This window comes from Nocardioides euryhalodurans (assembly GCF_004564375.1).
GTDB lineage: Bacteria > Actinomycetota > Actinomycetes > Propionibacteriales > Nocardioidaceae > Nocardioides > Nocardioides euryhalodurans.
The window spans coordinates 788,405-803,985 of the sequence record NZ_CP038267.1 but is presented as its reverse complement, the minus strand read 5'-3'; the positions used below and the strand labels follow the sequence as shown (position 1 = coordinate 803,985).

The following is a 15,581-nucleotide window of genomic DNA, read 5'->3' as shown; positions in this document are numbered from 1 at the left end:
GGGCACGGGGCGTCCTCGGAGCGACCTGGACCGCTCTTGTGGACGCGGCCCGCCGGGTCTAGCGTGAAGGACGAACCCGTTCGAAACACCGCTGTGGATCGCGGTGAGACGTGGCGTCCTCGGGTCCACCCGTCTGCGACCAGCGAAAGCGGCGAGACGAGGAGCTTCGATGGACGCGAATGCGCTGACGGCCCTGCGCGAGACCGTTCGAGGAACCGTGACCACCGCGGAGGACGTCGACTACGACGAGGCGCGGCGCGTCTACAACGCCATGATCGAGCGTCGGCCGGCGGTGATCGTGCGCCCGGCGAACACGGGTGACGTGATGAGTGCCGTACGGTTCGCGGCCGAGAACGGCCTGACCGTCGCGGCGCGCGGCGGGTCCCACAGCGTGCCGGGCTTCGGTACGGCGGACGACGCGCTGGTCATCGACCTGTCGAGGATGCGCGGCGTCCGTGTCGACCCGCGGACGCAGACCGCCCGCGTCGAGGGCGGCGCCACCTGGGGCGACCTGAACGCGGCGGCGTACCCGTTCGGGTTGGCCACGACTGGCGGCATCATCTCCACGACCGGGGTCGGCGGGCTGACGCTGGGCGGGGGCATCGGTCACCTCGCCCGGGGCCTCGGTCTCTCCTGCGACAACCTTCTCGCCGCTGACGTGGTGACCGCCGACGGCACCTTTCACGTCGCGAGCGACGAGGAGGACGCCGACCTCTTCTGGGCGATCCGCGGCGGCGGCGGCAACTTCGGGATCGTGACGTCGTTCGAGTTCCGGATGAGCCCGGTCACGGACATCTACGGCGGGCCGATGTTCTTCGAGCTCGACAAGGCCGGCGACCTGCTGCGGTTCTACCGCGAGTTCATCGTCGACGCGCCAGAGGCGCTCGGGTGCTTCCCGGCGTACCAGATCGCGCCGCCGCTGCCGTTCATCCCGGAGGACCGTCACGGCGAGCCGTTCATCGCGATGGTGGCCTGCTGGGCCGGCGACCTCGAGGCGGGGGAGAAGGCCCTCCAGCCGATCCAGGACGTGGCTCCCAGGGTCGCAGAGCACGTCGGCGTGATGCCGTACCCGGCGCTGAACAGCGCGTTCGATGACCTCGTCCCACCCGGGCTCCAGCACTACTGGAAGGCGAACTTCGTCACCGAGCTGACCGACGACGCGATCTCCGCCCACCTCGAGCACGGGCCCCGGGTGCCCGTCGTGAACTCCACCGTGCACATCTATCCCATCAACGGTGCCGTGCAGCGGGTCGCGCCAGACTCGACGGCCTTCGCCTACCGAGACGCCACGTTCGCGACCGTGATCGCCGGAATGTGGCCCGACCCGGCGGACAACCAGGCAAACACCGCTTGGGTGAAGGACTACTTCGCCGCCACGGCGCCGCACTCCGAGGAGGGAGGCTACGTCAACTTCATGGCGGAGGACGACCAGTCCCGGATCCGGGCGAACTACCGCGGCAACTACGACCGCTTGGTGGAGATCAAGCGTCGACACGACCCGGACAACCTGTTCCGTCACAACCAGAACATCCAGCCCGGCTGAGGGATGGGGTGGTGCAAGGGTGACCACCGGGCGCTGCGAGGCAGCGCCTGACCACGTGCACGACGTCTTGGCGAAGGACCGTGCGAAGCCCGTGTCCTCGAGAGCAGGACGGCGAACGGCCCCGGACGCTGGAAGGGCGTCTCCCCAGCTCAGGGCCTTTCACCCCTTCGCGGGGTCCTGAGCGTTCGGCCTGCCATGGCGGGCGGCGGCTCGGCCCCGGTCGAGGCGGCGTCGATCCGACGATGGGACGCAGCCTCGATCCGAGGAGTCGCGGCTCGGAGCCCTTGTGAGCTCAGATGTCGTAGTAGAGCTCGAACTCGTGCGGGTGCGGCCGCAGCTGCACGGGCGCGATCTCCTGGGTCCGCTTGAAGTCGATCCAGGTCTCGATCAGGTCCGGGGTGAACACGTTGCCCTCGGTGAGGAAGTCGTGGTCGGCCTCGAGGTTGTCGAGCACGGCGTTGAGGCTGGTCGGCACCTGGTCGATCTCGGCCATCTCGTCCGGCGGGAGCTCGTAGATGTCCTTGTCGATCGGCTCGGCCGGCTCGATCTTGTTCTTGATGCCGTCGAGCCCGGCGAGCATCAGCGCGGAGAACGCGAGGTAGGGGTTCGCCGACGGGTCGGGGAAGCGGGTCTCGACCCGCTTCGCCTTCGGGTTGGCGCCGGTGATCGGGATCCGCACCGAGGCGGAGCGGTTGCGCGAGGAGTAGACCAGCGAGATCGGCGCCTCGAAGCCGGGCACCAAGCGGTGGTAGGAGTTCACGGTCGGGTTGGTGAACGCCAGCAGCGACGGGGCGTGCTTGAGGATGCCGCCGATGTAGTGGCGGGCGGTGTCGCTGAGGCCGGCGTACCCGGTCTCGTCGTAGAAGAGCGGCTCGCCGTCCTTCCAGAGCGACTGGTGGACGTGCATGCCTGAGCCGTTGTCACCGAAGATCGGCTTCGGCATGAAGGTGACCGACTTGCCCTGCTCCCAGGCGGTGTTCTTGATGAGGTACTTGAACTTCATCACGTCGTCGGCGGCCTTGAGCAGGGTGTCGAACCGGTAGTTGATCTCGGCCTGGCCGGCGGTGCCGACCTCGTGGTGGGCACGCTCGACGAGGAGCCCGCTGGCCTCGAGGTTCTTGACCATGTCGGCGCGCAGGTCGCTGTAGTGGTCGTACGGCTCGACCGGGAAGTAGCCGCCCTTGAACCGGGTCTTGTAACCCTTGTTGTTGTCGTCCTCCTTGCCGGAGTTCCACCACCCCTCCTGGGAGTCGATGTGGTAGAACCCCTCGTTCTCGGAGGTCGAGTAGCGCACGCTGTCGAAGATGTAGAACTCCGCCTCGGGGGCGAAGAAGGCGGTGTCGGCCACGCCGGTCGACTCGAGGTAGGCGAGCGCCTTGCGGGCGATGTTGCGCGGGTCGCGCGAGTACGCCTCACCGGTGATCGGGTCGTGGATGAAGAAGTTGACGTTGAGCGTCTTCGACTTCCGGAACGGGTCGAGGTACGCCGTCGTCGGGTCCGGGAACAGCGACATGTCGGACTCGTTGATCGCCTGGAAGCCGCGGATCGACGAGCCGTCGAAGTTGAGGCCGTCGTCGAAGACGGTCTGGTCGAAGGAGGACACCGGGACGGTGAAGTGCTGCATGATCCCCGGCAGGTCGCAGAACCGGACGTCGATCATCTCGACGCCCTCGTCCCTCACGAACTTCAGCAGCTCGTCGCTGTTTGCGAACATTCGTCCTCCTCGGCCTGCCCGACGGGGCAGCCTGTGCGATTTCAGTGCGGAACAAGATCCCGGTGCGGCGCTGCATCGGTTGGCCCGAACCTAGGCGCAACCGGTTTCCCGACCGTATCCCGTTTGTTTCAGCCGTGTAACGGGTGTCCGGGGCCGACGTCTACGCTGGCGCGGTGATCGAGACCGCGTCCTGGGCCCGTCGCGCCCTTGCCCTGGCCGTCGACTGGTTCGCCTCGACCTTGGCGGTCATCGCCCTGATCGGCCCCGCCGGCTGGCTGGACGACCCGAACTCCGGCTTCTACGTGATGGGCGTCTTCGCCCTCGAGTCAGCCGTGCTCACCTCGCTGGCCGGTGGCTCCTTCGGCAAGCTCGCCACCCGGCTCCGGGTCGTGCGCAGCGACGGCAGCGGACGGCCGGTCGACCTCCTGCGCAGCCTCGCGCGGGCGCTGCTGGTGTGCCTCGTCGTGCCGCCGCTGGTCTTCCGACCCGACGGGCGCGGACTCCACGACCTGGCCGCCGGGACTCAGACCGCGCTGCTTCAGGACCTGCGGGGCGCCTGACCCTCGGCGCGCACGGTCGGCGGGCGGACCCGCTCGGCGACGCCGCGTCGGGCCGCCGACGCGAGCACCCGGACCACCACCCCGAGCACCACGAGGTCGAGCAGCATCTGCGCGGTGACCAGCAGCCGCATCGGGTTGGTGTCGGCCACGATGTCCCCGAACCCGACGGTCGCGAAGCAGGTGACGGAGAAGTAGAGCGCCCCGGTCCGGTCGAGGACCTCGGTGAAGGACGACGGGTCGCTCAGGGACGCCGACAGGTAGGCCCGCGCGAAGACGAGCAGGAAGGTCGGCACCGCGAGCGCGAGCGTCTCCGTGGCACGGATGACGGGGTGGGGGGAGCGCACGATGATCGGCACCTGGATGCCGACCACCACGGCGAAGACGGCCAGCGCGAGGAGCAGCCACGGCACGTCCGAGCCGGCGCGGTAGTCCCGTGCCGGGATCAGGTAGTACGCCGCGAACAGGGCGGTCAGCGACAGCGTGATCCGCAGCCCGGTGAGGAGTCCGAGCCGCCACGGCCGCGGCCGGTGGAGGAGGGCGTCGTCTGGCTGCGGCATCCGGCCACGCCCCTCACTGCCGGGCGATGGCGACGCGGAGCAGCTCCTCGGGGGAGAGGTGGTGGTCGGCGTCCCGGGCGTCCTCGCCGACGTCGATCTCCACCCAGTGCACCTCGCCGGTGAACTGGTTCGGGGTCGGGTAGTCCTCCGCGACCAGGGCGCCGTCCTCGCGCCCCACGTCGCAGGTGTCGTCCGCGGAGAAGATCATGGCGGCGGTCGCCGCCACCGGGCCCTCGCCGACCTGGACGCCGTCCACGAACAGGGTCACGGTCCCGCCCTTGCCGAGGCCCGGGCCGTCGTACGCGAACTCCATGCGCACCTGCCGGGTCCCCGGCTCGAGGACGGCCTCGGAGCCGACGTAGAACCGCTGCACCCCGAAGAGGTTGTAGCAGTAGCGCAGCCGGCCGTCCTTCACGTAGAGGCTCCAGCCGCCGATCGACCCGCCCTGGGCGATGACCACGCCCTGGGCGCCGCCGTCGGGCACCGTCAGCTCGGCCGTGACGGCGTGCGAGGCGTTCTTGATGCTCACCACCGAGTGCTCCGAGAGCCGGCCCATCCCGGCGTACAGGCGCTGCCGGTTGCCGGTGACCAGCTGTGGTCGACCGCTCACGACGGGGTCGATCCGCTCCGCGGCCCGGTCGTCGAGGGGCAGCACGTTGTTGCGCGCAGCCTCGATCAGGAACAGCCGCTGCAGCTCGTGAAGCTTCTGCGGGTGCGTCGCCGCCAGGTCCTCGCTCTGCGACCAGTCGTTGTCGGTGTCGTAGAGCTCCCAGACGTCGTCGTCGAAGGCAGGCACGTCCTCGCCGACCAGGAGCCACGGGGTCTTGTGGCGGGTCACCGCCGTCCAGCCTCGGTGGTAGACGCCCCGGTTGCCGAACATCTCGAAGTACTGCGTCTCGTGGCGCTCTTCGGCCTCCTCGTCGTCGAAGGAGTAGCGCATGCTGACGCCCTGCATCGGCGTCTGCTGGACGCCGTGGACGTACGTCGGCTCGGGCAACCCGGCCGCCTCCAGGATCGTGGGGGCGATGTCGATGACGTGGGCGAACTGGTTGCGCATGCCGCCCCGCGAGGTCATCCCCCGGGGCCAGTGGACGATCGCCCCGTTGCGGGTGCCGCCGAAGTGGGAGGCGACCTGCTTGGTCCACTGGTACGGGGTGTCCATGGCGTGCGCCCAGCCCACGGAGTAGTGGTTGTAGGAGTCGGGCCCGCCGAGTCCGTCGAGCGTGGCCAGCAGGAACTCCGGCGTCTCGAGCGCGGCCGCGCCGTTGAAGTTGATCATCTCGTTGTAGGTGCCGTTCATCGTCCCCTCGGCCGAGGCGCCGTTGTCGCCGATGACGTAGTAGACGAGGGTGTCGTCGAGCACGCCGAGGTCCTCGAGGGCGTCGAGCAGCCGCCCGACGTGGTGGTCGGTGAACTCCAGGAACGCGGCGTACACCTCCATCTGCCGCCGCAGCACCGGCTTCAGCTCCTCGGGCATCTCGCTCCAGGCGGGGATCTCGGCGGGGCGGGCCGTCAGCTTCGCCTCGGGCGGGATCACGCCGAGCTGCTTTTGCCGGGCGAAGATCTCCTCGCGCAGGGCGTCCCAGCCCTCGTCGAAGCGTCCCGCGTATCGGTCGATCCAGTCGGCCGGGACGTGGTGGGGAGCATGGGTCGCGCCGGGTGCGAAGTAGGCGAAGAACGGCTTGTCGGCCATCAGCGACTTCTGGCGCCGGACCCAGCCGATGGCCTTGTCGGTCATGTCGCCCATGAGGTGGTAGCCCTCGGCCGGGGTCCGGTCCGGCTCGACCGGCGTCGTCCCCTCGTAGAGAGCCGGGTAGAACTGGTGGGCCTCACCGCCGATGAAGCCGTAGAAGTACTCGAAGCCGCTACCGGTCGGCCAGTTGTCGAAGGGCCCCAGCGGGCTGGTCTCCCAGACCGGCACCTCGTGGCACTTCCCGAACTGGGCGGTCGAGTAGCCGTTGAGCTTGAGGATCTCCGCCAGTGGCGCGCAGGTGTTCGGGCGGCGCGAGTCGTAGCCCGGGGCGGACGTGGCGATCTCGGTGATGCCCCCCATGCCGACCATGTGGTGGTTCCGGCCACTGAGCAGCGCCGCCCGGGTCGGCGAGCAGAGGGCCGTGGTGTGGAACCGGTTGAACTTCAGCCCCGACGCCGCCAGCCGCTCGGCGTGAGGCGTGTGGATCACCCCTCCGAACGCGCTGGAGGCGCCGAACCCGACGTCGTCGAGCAGCACGACCAGCACGTTGGGCGCCGATTCAGGGGGCCGTACGGGCGTGATCGCCGGAAAGGTGGTGTCCGGGTCCTTCGCGTCGTACGTGACGAGGCCACCCGGCGGGCGGTCCGGGACCGGCAGCACGTCGCGCCGGGCAGTCTCGTGCGGTGTCGCCATGGTGCGAGGTCCCTCCGTCGGTGGCGCGGTTGCTCACATCTGGCCGAGGATCTTGGCCTTCTGGGCAGCGAACTCCTCGTCGGTGAGCGTCCCCGCGTCGTGCAGCCGGCCGAGGTCGGTCAGCAGCGCGATCGGGTCCTGGGCGGGTGCTGCCGGTGGCGGTGCCGCCGGCGGCGGGGCAGCCGCCTGCTGGGGTGGCGGAGCCTGCTCCGCCCACCTGCTGGCCTGTCGGCGCGACACCCTGTTGGAGACGGCCGTCGCGGTCCCGGCGACGACCGCGGTCCTGGCGACGCCCCTGATGAGTCCCGGCATGGTTCCACTCCCTCTCGTGCGTGTGTGGTGCGACGTGGGTCGGGCCGGTCTCAGCCGGCTGCCTCCGCGAGGTCGAGTGCCTCGGTCAGCTGGTCGTGGGGGACGTAGCCGGCGGCCACGAGCTCGGCGCCCGACCGGCGCAGGGCGCTGACCATGGGCGCCGCCCAGGTGTTCTCGAAGAGCAGCACGGCCGCCGCGCTGTCGGCAGCCAGCGCGCCGCCGGCCTCCTCGAGGTCGTCGGGCCCGAGAAGGTCGGAGGACGCGCCCTCGAACACCATGAGGTCCAGCTCCCCGTCCCCGTCGATGTCGGAGATGTCGAGGGCGGTCACCGTGCCGTCGGCGCCCTTCATGACGAACGCCAGGTCCAGCACCCGTACGGTTCCCTGCTCGGTCAGCCGCACCAGCTCCTGCAGCCCCTCGCCGGTCATCCGTGCGCCGGGGAACTCCACGACCAGATAGCTGATGGGTCCCAGCTCGGCCTCGTCCATGACGACCCTTCCTCTCCTCGGTGGCCGCCCGCGCGGCCCGGTCCCGTACACCCGCCACGCTAGGAGCCCGCGCGGCGCCTTCCCTCATCCCCTGCAGACGAAAGAACCGGCTCCGACCGCGCGGCCGACGGACTCCATTTCGTCTGCCCGTGACGATGTCCGGGAGCCTCGGGTCGAGCAGACTCCCGTCACCGGAGTGCGACGGGGACCCCGCGGTGAGGGATGGCGGATGATGGAGGAAGACCAAGTGTTCGAGGTCCGGGTCACCGGGACCGTCCCGGACGACGTCCTGGCCGAGCTCGCGCCCGTGGACGTCACGGACCAGGAGATGCGGACCTCGCTCCGGGGGCACTTCCGCGACCAGGCCGAGCTGCACGGCTTCCTCGCGCGCCTGCGGGCGCTGGGCCTCGACGTCGTCGAGGTGCGCCGGCTCCCGCAGGAGGGCGGCTCCGACCACGAGGAGGTGTCCGGCCCGTGAGCCGAGCGCCTGAGCGCGGGGGAGCGGACTTCGAGCTGACGGTCCACGGTCGGCTCGGTCCGGTGCTGCGCAGGGCGCTGCACCCGAGCAGCGTGGTCGAGACGAGGACCTGCACGACCATCCGGTCGGTGTCGAGCGCGGACCTGCCCGACCTCGTCCGGTTGCTCGACTCCCACGGTCTGCGGATCGAGGGCGTGTGGCGGGTCCCGCGAGGCCGACCTGGCGCCGGCTGAGCGTGGGACTCACCCGTTGGGGTGGGAGTTTCACACGATTCGCGTGAGATCTCGGCTGCCCAGGCGTCCTACCGTGCCACCCGTGAGGGAGAGCCACGTGGACTCGACGAGCGCGCACGACGGTCAGGGCGACGGTCCTGAGGACGACGTACCGCTCGGCACGGCTGGCTGGGCGGGCATCCCGGACCGGCCCCGACAGTTCCTCAGTCGGCCGCGGCTCCTGGACCTCCTCGACCGTGACGACCGGTGTCGCCTGCTGCTGGTGAGCGCTCCCGCCGGGAGCGGCAAGACGGCGCTGGTGGTCGACTGGGTGAGCGACCGGCCGACCGAGCGCATCGAGTGGATCACCTTCGACGGTGACGACCCGTTCTGGCCCGGCTTCGTCGGCTGCCTGGAGCGGCTCGGCGTCCCCGTGCCGCCGACGACGGCCCTGCCGACCGACGCGGTCGGCCTCGACCTGCGGGTCAGGCGGAGGATCGCCTCGGCGCTGGCGTCCGAGCCGAGCGACGTGACCGTGGTCCTGGACGGCTACGAGGTGGCCTCGGCCGGAGTGGGGGCCGACCTCGACTACCTGCTCCGGCACGCGGGCAGGCGGCTGCGGATCGTGCTGGTCACCCGGGCCGACCCCGTCATGCCGCTGTACCGGTACCGCCTGGAGGAGGCCGTGACCGAGGTCCGGATGTCCGACCTCGCCCTGTGCGACCGGGAGGCCGGTGACCTGCTGAGCATGATGGGGGTCGCCCTGGCCCCGGAGTCGGTGACCAGGCTGAACGCGCGCATCCGGGGCTGGGTCACCGGGCTGAGGTTCGCCGGCCAGATGCTGGCCGACCGCGACGACCCCGACAGCGCCGTCGAGCAGGTGGCCGGTGACCGGGGCAGCATCGCCGAGTACCTGATGGGGGAGGTGCTCGCCTCCCACCCGCCGGAGGTCCGCGAGCTGCTCATGGCGACGAGCATCCCCGACACCATCCTGCCGGGCCTCGCCGAGGCGCTCGGCGGACGGTCGGCCGCCCGGACCCTGGCCCTGCTGGTGCACGTCAACGTGTTCATCGAGCAGGTCCCCGGTCATGCCGATCACTACCGCTACCACCCCTTCTTCCGTGAGCTGCTGCGGGCCGAGCTGGCCTACGGCCAGCCGGAGACGATGCGGACCCTGCAGCGGCGCGCCGCCGAGTGGTTCGCCGGGCACGGCCAGCTGGTGCCGTCCGTACGCCACTTCGCCTCGCTGGGCGCCTGGTCCGAGGTCACCCACCAGGTGGTCGCCAACCTGGCGGTGGGCCAGCTGATCCTGGACCAGGGGTCGGGTGCGCTGTCCCGGACGCTGAAGGACCTGCCTCCCGAGCTGGAGGACCCGGCGGCCACCGTGGTGCGGGCCACCCTGGCCCTGGTGGACGGGGACACCGAGCTGTTCAGCGAGCAGCTGGCCCGGGTCCAGGAGCAGCTCGATGCCACGACGCCCGACGACGCCGCGGCGATCGCCCTCGCGGTCGCGGTGCTGCTCGCGATCCGCGCCCGGTCCTCCGGGGACGCGGCCGAGGCCCAGGTGCTCGCCGAGGCGGCCGGGGCGGCCCTGCGCGGTCAGGAGACGCGACGACGGATGGAGGCGCACCCGGAGCTCGTCGCCCTGGTGCTCACGGCCAGGGGGATCGCGGCCATCCGCCAGGGCCACCTCGACGAGGCCGAGGAGACCTTCCGTGCCGGCTCCGAGGCGGCGACCGAGGCGAACGCGGACTCGCTCGTCGTGGAATGCCTGGGCAACCTCGCGGTCCTGGCCTGCGTGGCCGGCGACGTCGCCCGGGCCGAGGGCCTGGCGAGCCGCGCGCTGCGGGTGGCCGACGAGGCGGGGATCCCCGTCGGCGACCGCTCGACCGCAGCACAGGTTGCCCTCGCGTGGGTCGACATGGAGCGCTACGAGCTGCGAAGCGCCGCCGAGCACGTCCGCTCCGCGGAGCAGTCCGTCCTCATCCTCGGAGACCCCGTCCCGCGCACCCTGCTCGCCCTCGTCAAGGGGCGGCTGCAGATGGCCCACGGCGACCGTGCCGGCGGGCTGGCGCAGGTCGACGAGGCGGCCGTCGCGATCGTCGAGCCGGACAGCTGGCTGGTCGGGCGGCTCCGGGTCGAGACCGGCCACCTCGAGGTGGCCGGCACCGAGCAGGAGGAGCCGGCCTCCGAGGACCTCGTACGTCACTCCTCCCCGGCGGTGCGCGCCTGCGGCATGCTCGTCGACTGCGCCCGGCAGCTGCGGCTGGGGGCGACGAGCCAGGCGCGCGAGACGCTGCGCACCGCGTTGCAGCTCGCAGCTCCTGCCCGGCTTCGGAGACCCTTCCACGAGGCCCCTGCCCAGGTCCGCCAGCTGCTCGTGCAGGACCGGCTGCTGGCGACGGAGCACGCGTGGCTCTTCGAGGTCACCGGGACGGGGATGCCCCGTCCCCGGCCGCGGAAGGTGGCGGCCGTGGTGGCCACGCCACGGACGACGCCGGTCGAGAAGCTGACCGAGAAGGAGCTCGAGGTGCTCGGTCACCTCGCGGATATGCTGACGACCGAGGAGATCGCCGCTGTCATGTACATCTCGGTCAACACCGTGAGGACCCACGTCCGCAACATCCTGCGCAAGCTCGGGGTGTCGCGGCGCAACGCCGCGGTCCGCGCGGCCCGCGAGTTCGAGCTGCTGCCCACGTGAGCGGGCGGTGCTGTCCGTGAGCGACGCGGGTTCCTCCCCGTGCTGCGCCCCGGGGGCCGCCGCGCGTCCCGGACCACGGCCGGAGGCCGACCCACGACGTCGCGCGACGCCCCGGGAGGTGGAGCAGGTCCGGGTGCCCGGGGGAGTGGCCTTGCTCGGTGACAGCTTCGGCGAGGGCGTCCCCGGAGACGGCGAAGGGCCGGTGCACGAGGTGCACGTGCGCGACTTCACGCTCGACGCGACCGCGGTCACCAACGCCGCGTTCGCCGCGTTCGTCGGTGCGACCGGCCACGTGACGGACGCCGAGCAGCTGGGGGTCTCCGCGGTCTTCCACCTGCTCTACCGGGGGAGTGCACGCCACGTGGTGGGCAGCGCCGACGGCGCGCCCTGGTGGCTCGCCGTGGAGGGGGCCACCTGGCGCTCCCCCGAGGGACCGGGTTCGGACCTGTCAGACCGCTCGGACCACCCGGTCGTCCACGTCTCGTGGTTCGACGCGCAGGCCTACTGCGCCTGGGCCGGGACCCGGCTCCCGACCGAGGCGGAGTGGGAGTACGCCGCGCGGGGCGGACTCGACCGGGCCCGATACCCGTGGGGTGACGACCTGCTGCCCGACGGGCGGTGGCCGCTCAACATCTGGCAGGGCACGTTCCCGGTCGTCAACCACCTCGACGACGGCTACCTCGGGACCGCACCGGCGCGGTCGTTCGAGCCCCACGGCTTCGGGCTGTGGAACATGGCCGGCAACGTGTGGGAGTGGTGCGCCGACTGGTTCGACCCCGGCTACTACCGCACCGCTCCGCGGGACTCGCCCCCCGGTCCGGAGCGGGGGACGGCGCGCGTGATGCGCGGCGGGTCGTACCTGTGCCACGACTCCTACTGCAACCGCTACCGGGTCGCAGCCCGCTCGGGCAACACCCCGGAGTCGGCCACCGGCAACCTCGGCTTCCGGTGCGCCGGCGTCCAGGTCGGCTGAGGAACCTCAGCGGCCGCGCATCTGGCCGCGCATGCCCTTCATGCTGGTCGGCACCGGTCCCTTCGGGATCGGCAGGTTCGACCTGTTGGCGTCGATCGCGCGGAGCCGACTCAGCAGGTCCGTGAGCTCCTGGCCCTTGACCGACTTGCCCAGCTTGCTGACGTGCTTGACCAGCTTGCGCAGCGGCACCTGGCCCTCGCCGTCACCCACCAGCACCTGGTGGATCGGGACCTCGGAGGCGACCCGGGCGTGACGGCGCTCCTCGGCGGCCATCAGCCCGCGCAGCCGGTTGGGGTTGCCCTCGCCGACCAGCACGATGCCCGGAGGGCCTACGACCCGGTGGACCATGTCCTGCTGCTTGTTGAACGCGATCATCTGGTCGGTCTTCCACCCGCGGCGCAGCGTGGACAACGCCCGCGCGCCGCCACCGATCTGCCCCTCCATCTGGTCGTACGCCGACTTCTGCGCGCGGCGGCCGAAGAGGACCACGGTCGCGAGCAGGCCGAGCATCAGCGCACCGACGATCGCCAGGACAAGGCTCAGCACGCCCGACCCGGGCAGCAGCGTGAACAGGGCGTACCCGACGGCTGCGCCGAGCACGAAGGCTCCGAGCAGCCAGAGACCGATCCGCGGGTCGGTCCGCTTGGTCATCTGGTACGTGGCCACCATCTGCTGGCGGCGGGACATCTCCGAGGGGTCAGGCGTGGACATCCGGTGCTCTCTGTCGTGCTCTCTGTGGAGGTCGGTCAGCGGTGGTCAGCTGGTGGCGCGCGCGGTTCGGCGCTCCACGGCCTGACGGTACAGCCGCCCGGCCCGGTAGGACGAACGGACCAGCGGTCCCGACATCACCCCGGCGAAGCCGATCTCCTCGGCCTCGGCCGCGAGCTCGACGAACTCCTCGGGCTTCACCCACCGCTCGACGGGGTGGTGCCGCACCGAGGGGCGGAGGTACTGGGTGATGGTGATCAGCTCGCAGCCCGCGTCGTGCAGGTCGTGCAGCGCCTGGCTGACCTCGTCACGGGTCTCACCCATGCCGAGGATCAGGTTGGACTTGGTGACCAGCCCGAAGTCACGGGCCTGGGTGATCACGTCGAGCGAGCGGTCGTAGCGGAAGGCCGGCCGGATCCGCTTGAAGATCCGCGGCACCGTCTCGACGTTGTGCGCCAGCACCTCGGGCCGCGACTCGAAGACCTCCTGCAGGAGCTCGGGCTTGCCGTTGAAGTCGGGGATCAGGTTCTCGACCCCGGTGTCGGGGTTGAGCTCGTGGATCACGCGCACCGTCTCGGCGTAGAGCCAGGCACCGCCGTCGGGCAGGTCGTCGCGGGCGACGCCGGTGATGGTGGCGTAGCGCAGCTGCATCTTCTGGACCGACTCCGCCACCCGGCGGGGCTCGTCACGGTCGAGCGGCTCGGGCTTGCCGGTGTCGATCTGGCAGAAGTCGCACCGACGGGTGCACTGGTCGCCGCCGATGAGGAAGGTGGCCTCGCGGTCCTCCCAGCACTCGAAAATGTTGGGACAGCCGGCTTCCTGGCACACGGTGTGCAATCCCTCGCCCTTGACGAGGTTCTGCAGCTCCTTGTAGGCCGGGCCCATCTTCGCCCGGGTCTTGATCCACTCCGGCTTGCGCTCGATGGGCGTCTCGGCGTTGCGGATCTCGAGACGGAGGAGCTTCCGGCCTTCAGGTGCGGGGGCGGTCGTCACGTCAGCAAACACTACGCCGAGGTGGGTGACCGCCCGAATCGGCCGGTCACGGCACGTCGCGACGGCGGAAGGACCACACGGACGCCGCGATCGCCGCCACGAGCAGCACGCCGAGGTTGCGCACGCCCTGCCACACCGTGAGCGTCTCGAACTCCCGGCAGTCGACGCCCTCGGGCGGCCGTGGGCCGGCGAAGCAGACGTCCGGCGGGTAGGCGTAGTAGCGGGTCCCGTCCCAGATCACGGCGCCGAGGTTCTTGTTGGGGAACCAGGCCTCGCTGATGCCGAGCATCGCCATCACGATCGTGGCGCCCACGACGACCGCGAACATCGCACCGAGGGTGAAGACGGTGCTGCGGACGAGCATCGTGACGGCGTACGCCCCGAACGCGGCAGCGCCGATCAGGAGCGCGGCCCGCCAGGAGCTGCCCCAGACGAGGTCGACGACCTCGGGCAGGGTGCTGATGTCGCGGCTGGCCGCGAGCCAGGACATCGCCGCCCAGAAGGCCCCGAGCATCGCCGCCGCGGTGACGACCGCGGCGGTCACGACCGCCGCCGCCTTGGCGAACCACACCCGCGTCCGGCGGGGCTCGAAGAGGAGTTGGTTGCTCATCGAGCCGGAGTTCCAGTCGGCGCCGGCGAACGTGGTCCCGGCGAGCATCAGCAGCCCCATCAGCACCGTGATCAGGCCCAGCCCGGAGCTGCGCAGCGCCTCGCCCATCCGCAGCTGGGGTCGGCCGAGGAACCACTCGACCCGGGGGCCGACGCTCGTCGCGCAGGCGGCCGAGTCGCGCGCGCCGTAGCGGTCGGGGTTGCGCTCGCAGCGGGCGATCTGCCGCTTCATGTAGGGCTGCGCGAGCTCGCGGTCGACCTGCTCCTGTGCCTGCTGCAGCTCCGCGTCGGAGACCGGCCGGGTGCTCCAGGCGGTGCCGGCGAAGATCACGACCGTCGCGAGGACGCAGGCGAGGAGCAGCAGCACGATGGCGCGGCGCGAACGGAGCCGGGTGAGCTCGGCGAGGTAGAGCCTCATCGGTCACCGCCCAGGGTCTCGTCGCGGGTGAGGTCGAGGAAGAACGACTCGAGGTCGGGCCGTACGGGCGTCAGCTCGGAGAGCCACAGGTCGTGACGGGCCAGCTCGCGGGTGATCGTCTCGGGTGGTTGCTCGGTCTCGACGAGGAGCCCCCGGGGCTCGCGGGTGACCGCGAAGCCCGCCGCCTCGAGGTGGCCGACGGCGGTGTCGGGGTCGGGGACCGCCACGCGGTAGCCGGTGCCGGAGCCCGCGAGGAGCTCGTCGACCCGGCCCGAGGCGAGCATGCGTCCGCTGCCGATGATGGTCGCGGAGGTGCACACCTGCTGCACCTCCGCGAGGATGTGGGAGCTGAGCAGCACGGTCACCCCGGACTCGCCGAGGGAGCGGATGGTGTCGCGGATCTCGCGGATGCCGGCCGGGTCGAGGCCGTTGGTGGGCTCGTCCAGGATCAGCAGCTGGGGGTCCTTGAGGAGCGTCGCCGCGATGGCGAGGCGCTGCTTCATGCCCAGCGAGTACGACTTGTAGCGGTCCTTGTCGCGTCCGGTGAGGCTCACCGTCTCGATGGCGGCGTCGATCCTCGAGGACGGGATGCCGCGGGACCGGGCCAGCATCGCGAGGTTCTGCCTGCCGGTGAAGTTGGGCGCGAACTTCGGCATCTCGACGACCGCGCCCACCCGGTCGATGACGGCGGGCAGCCGGGCGGGGACGGGCTCGCCGAAGAGCGACATGGTGCCCTTCGTGGCGCGTGCCAGCCCCAGCAGCATCCGGATGGTCGTGGTCTTGCCCGACCCGTTGGGCCCGAGGAAGCCGTGGACACCCCCGGCCGGCACGGCCAGGTCCAGTGACTGCACCGCCACCCGTCGGCCACCGCGCCGGTTCCGGAACTCCTTGCGCAGCCCGGACGTCTCGATCACCAGGTCCCCCGTCAT

Annotated in this window: 15 protein-coding genes; 6 read left to right on the top strand and 9 right to left on the bottom strand. The window is 71.1% G+C overall.

The features are described 5' to 3' along the window. The first annotated feature begins 169 nt into the window (after positions 1-169). Positions 170-1,543 (top strand): FAD-binding oxidoreductase, encoded by a 1,374-nt coding sequence (locus EXE57_RS03795; protein WP_135074149.1) that lies wholly within the window; start codon positions 170-172, stop codon positions 1,541-1,543. 292 nt (positions 1,544-1,835) lie between these two features. On the opposite strand, the gene glnA is transcribed toward EXE57_RS03795, so the two are convergent. Then, positions 1,836-3,257, bottom strand: a complete 1,422-nt coding sequence (glnA, locus tag EXE57_RS03790; protein WP_135074147.1) for a type I glutamate--ammonia ligase — start codon at positions 3,255-3,257, stop codon at positions 1,836-1,838. A 173-nt stretch (positions 3,258-3,430) separates the two neighbouring features. Between glnA and EXE57_RS03785 the strand changes: the two genes are divergently transcribed. Next, complete coding sequence (locus tag EXE57_RS03785; protein WP_244246980.1) at positions 3,431-3,817, top strand: RDD family protein; 387 nt, start codon at positions 3,431-3,433, stop codon at positions 3,815-3,817. Here EXE57_RS03785 and EXE57_RS03780 read toward each other — a convergent pair. Genes EXE57_RS03780 through EXE57_RS03765 form a run of 4 tightly spaced genes read right to left on the bottom strand, consistent with a single transcriptional unit; the run spans position 3,796 to position 7,560 of the window. Next, on the bottom strand, positions 3,796-4,374 hold the full coding sequence (locus tag EXE57_RS03780) for a potassium channel family protein (RefSeq protein ID WP_135074143.1): 579 nt from the start codon (positions 4,372-4,374) through the stop codon (positions 3,796-3,798). The genes EXE57_RS03785 and EXE57_RS03780 overlap by 22 nt on opposite strands. A gap of 13 nt (positions 4,375-4,387) precedes the next feature. Beyond that, the gene (locus tag EXE57_RS03775) at positions 4,388-6,760 is read right to left on the bottom strand and encodes an arylsulfatase (protein WP_135074141.1); all 2,373 of its coding nucleotides are present in this window, start codon (positions 6,758-6,760) and stop codon (positions 4,388-4,390) included. A gap of 33 nt (positions 6,761-6,793) precedes the next feature. Next, the gene (locus tag EXE57_RS03770; RefSeq protein ID WP_135074139.1) at positions 6,794-7,072 is read right to left on the bottom strand and encodes an SHOCT domain-containing protein; all 279 of its coding nucleotides are present in this window, start codon (positions 7,070-7,072) and stop codon (positions 6,794-6,796) included. 50 nt (positions 7,073-7,122) lie between these two features. Beyond that, positions 7,123-7,560, bottom strand: a complete 438-nt coding sequence (locus EXE57_RS03765; protein WP_208542957.1) for a DUF6325 family protein — start codon at positions 7,558-7,560, stop codon at positions 7,123-7,125. 229 nt (positions 7,561-7,789) lie between these two features. Between EXE57_RS03765 and EXE57_RS03760 the strand changes: the two genes are divergently transcribed. The 4 genes from EXE57_RS03760 to EXE57_RS03745 all read left to right on the top strand — a co-directional run bounded on the left by EXE57_RS03760 (position 7,790) and on the right by EXE57_RS03745 (position 11,924). Then, the gene (locus EXE57_RS03760) at positions 7,790-8,038 is read left to right on the top strand and encodes a hypothetical protein (protein WP_135074137.1); all 249 of its coding nucleotides are present in this window, start codon (positions 7,790-7,792) and stop codon (positions 8,036-8,038) included. Further along, entirely contained in the window at positions 8,035-8,271 is a 237-nt protein-coding gene (locus EXE57_RS03755; RefSeq protein ID WP_135074135.1) for a hypothetical protein, read from the top strand. The genes EXE57_RS03760 and EXE57_RS03755 overlap by 4 nt, the downstream gene beginning before the upstream one ends. 82 nt (positions 8,272-8,353) lie before the next feature. Further along, positions 8,354-10,951 carry a winged helix-turn-helix domain-containing protein gene (locus EXE57_RS03750; protein WP_135074133.1) on the top strand — a complete coding sequence of 866 codons (2,598 nt, stop codon included), beginning with the start codon at positions 8,354-8,356 and terminating at the stop codon, positions 10,949-10,951. A gap of 10 nt (positions 10,952-10,961) precedes the next feature. Next, a complete protein-coding gene (locus tag EXE57_RS03745) occupies positions 10,962-11,924 on the top strand; it encodes a formylglycine-generating enzyme family protein (protein ID WP_135080589.1) in 963 nt (320 codons plus the stop codon). Between the two features lie 6 nt (positions 11,925-11,930). Here EXE57_RS03745 and EXE57_RS03740 read toward each other — a convergent pair whose 3' ends face one another. From EXE57_RS03740 to EXE57_RS03725, 4 genes are read right to left on the bottom strand one after another with little or no spacing between them, the layout of a single operon-like run. Further along, positions 11,931-12,635 (bottom strand): DUF4191 domain-containing protein, encoded by a 705-nt coding sequence (locus tag EXE57_RS03740; protein WP_135074131.1) that lies wholly within the window; start codon positions 12,633-12,635, stop codon positions 11,931-11,933. A 45-nt stretch (positions 12,636-12,680) separates the two neighbouring features. Continuing rightward, a complete protein-coding gene (lipA, locus tag EXE57_RS03735; RefSeq protein ID WP_135074130.1) occupies positions 12,681-13,625 on the bottom strand; it encodes a lipoyl synthase in 945 nt (314 codons plus the stop codon). 46 nt (positions 13,626-13,671) lie between these two features. Then, positions 13,672-14,652 carry a hypothetical protein gene (locus tag EXE57_RS03730; RefSeq protein ID WP_135074128.1) on the bottom strand — a complete coding sequence of 327 codons (981 nt, stop codon included), beginning with the start codon at positions 14,650-14,652 and terminating at the stop codon, positions 13,672-13,674. Next, positions 14,649-15,581, bottom strand: coding sequence for an ABC transporter ATP-binding protein (locus EXE57_RS03725; RefSeq protein WP_135074126.1), 933 nt, complete (start codon positions 15,579-15,581; stop codon positions 14,649-14,651). The genes EXE57_RS03730 and EXE57_RS03725 overlap by 4 nt, the downstream gene beginning before the upstream one ends.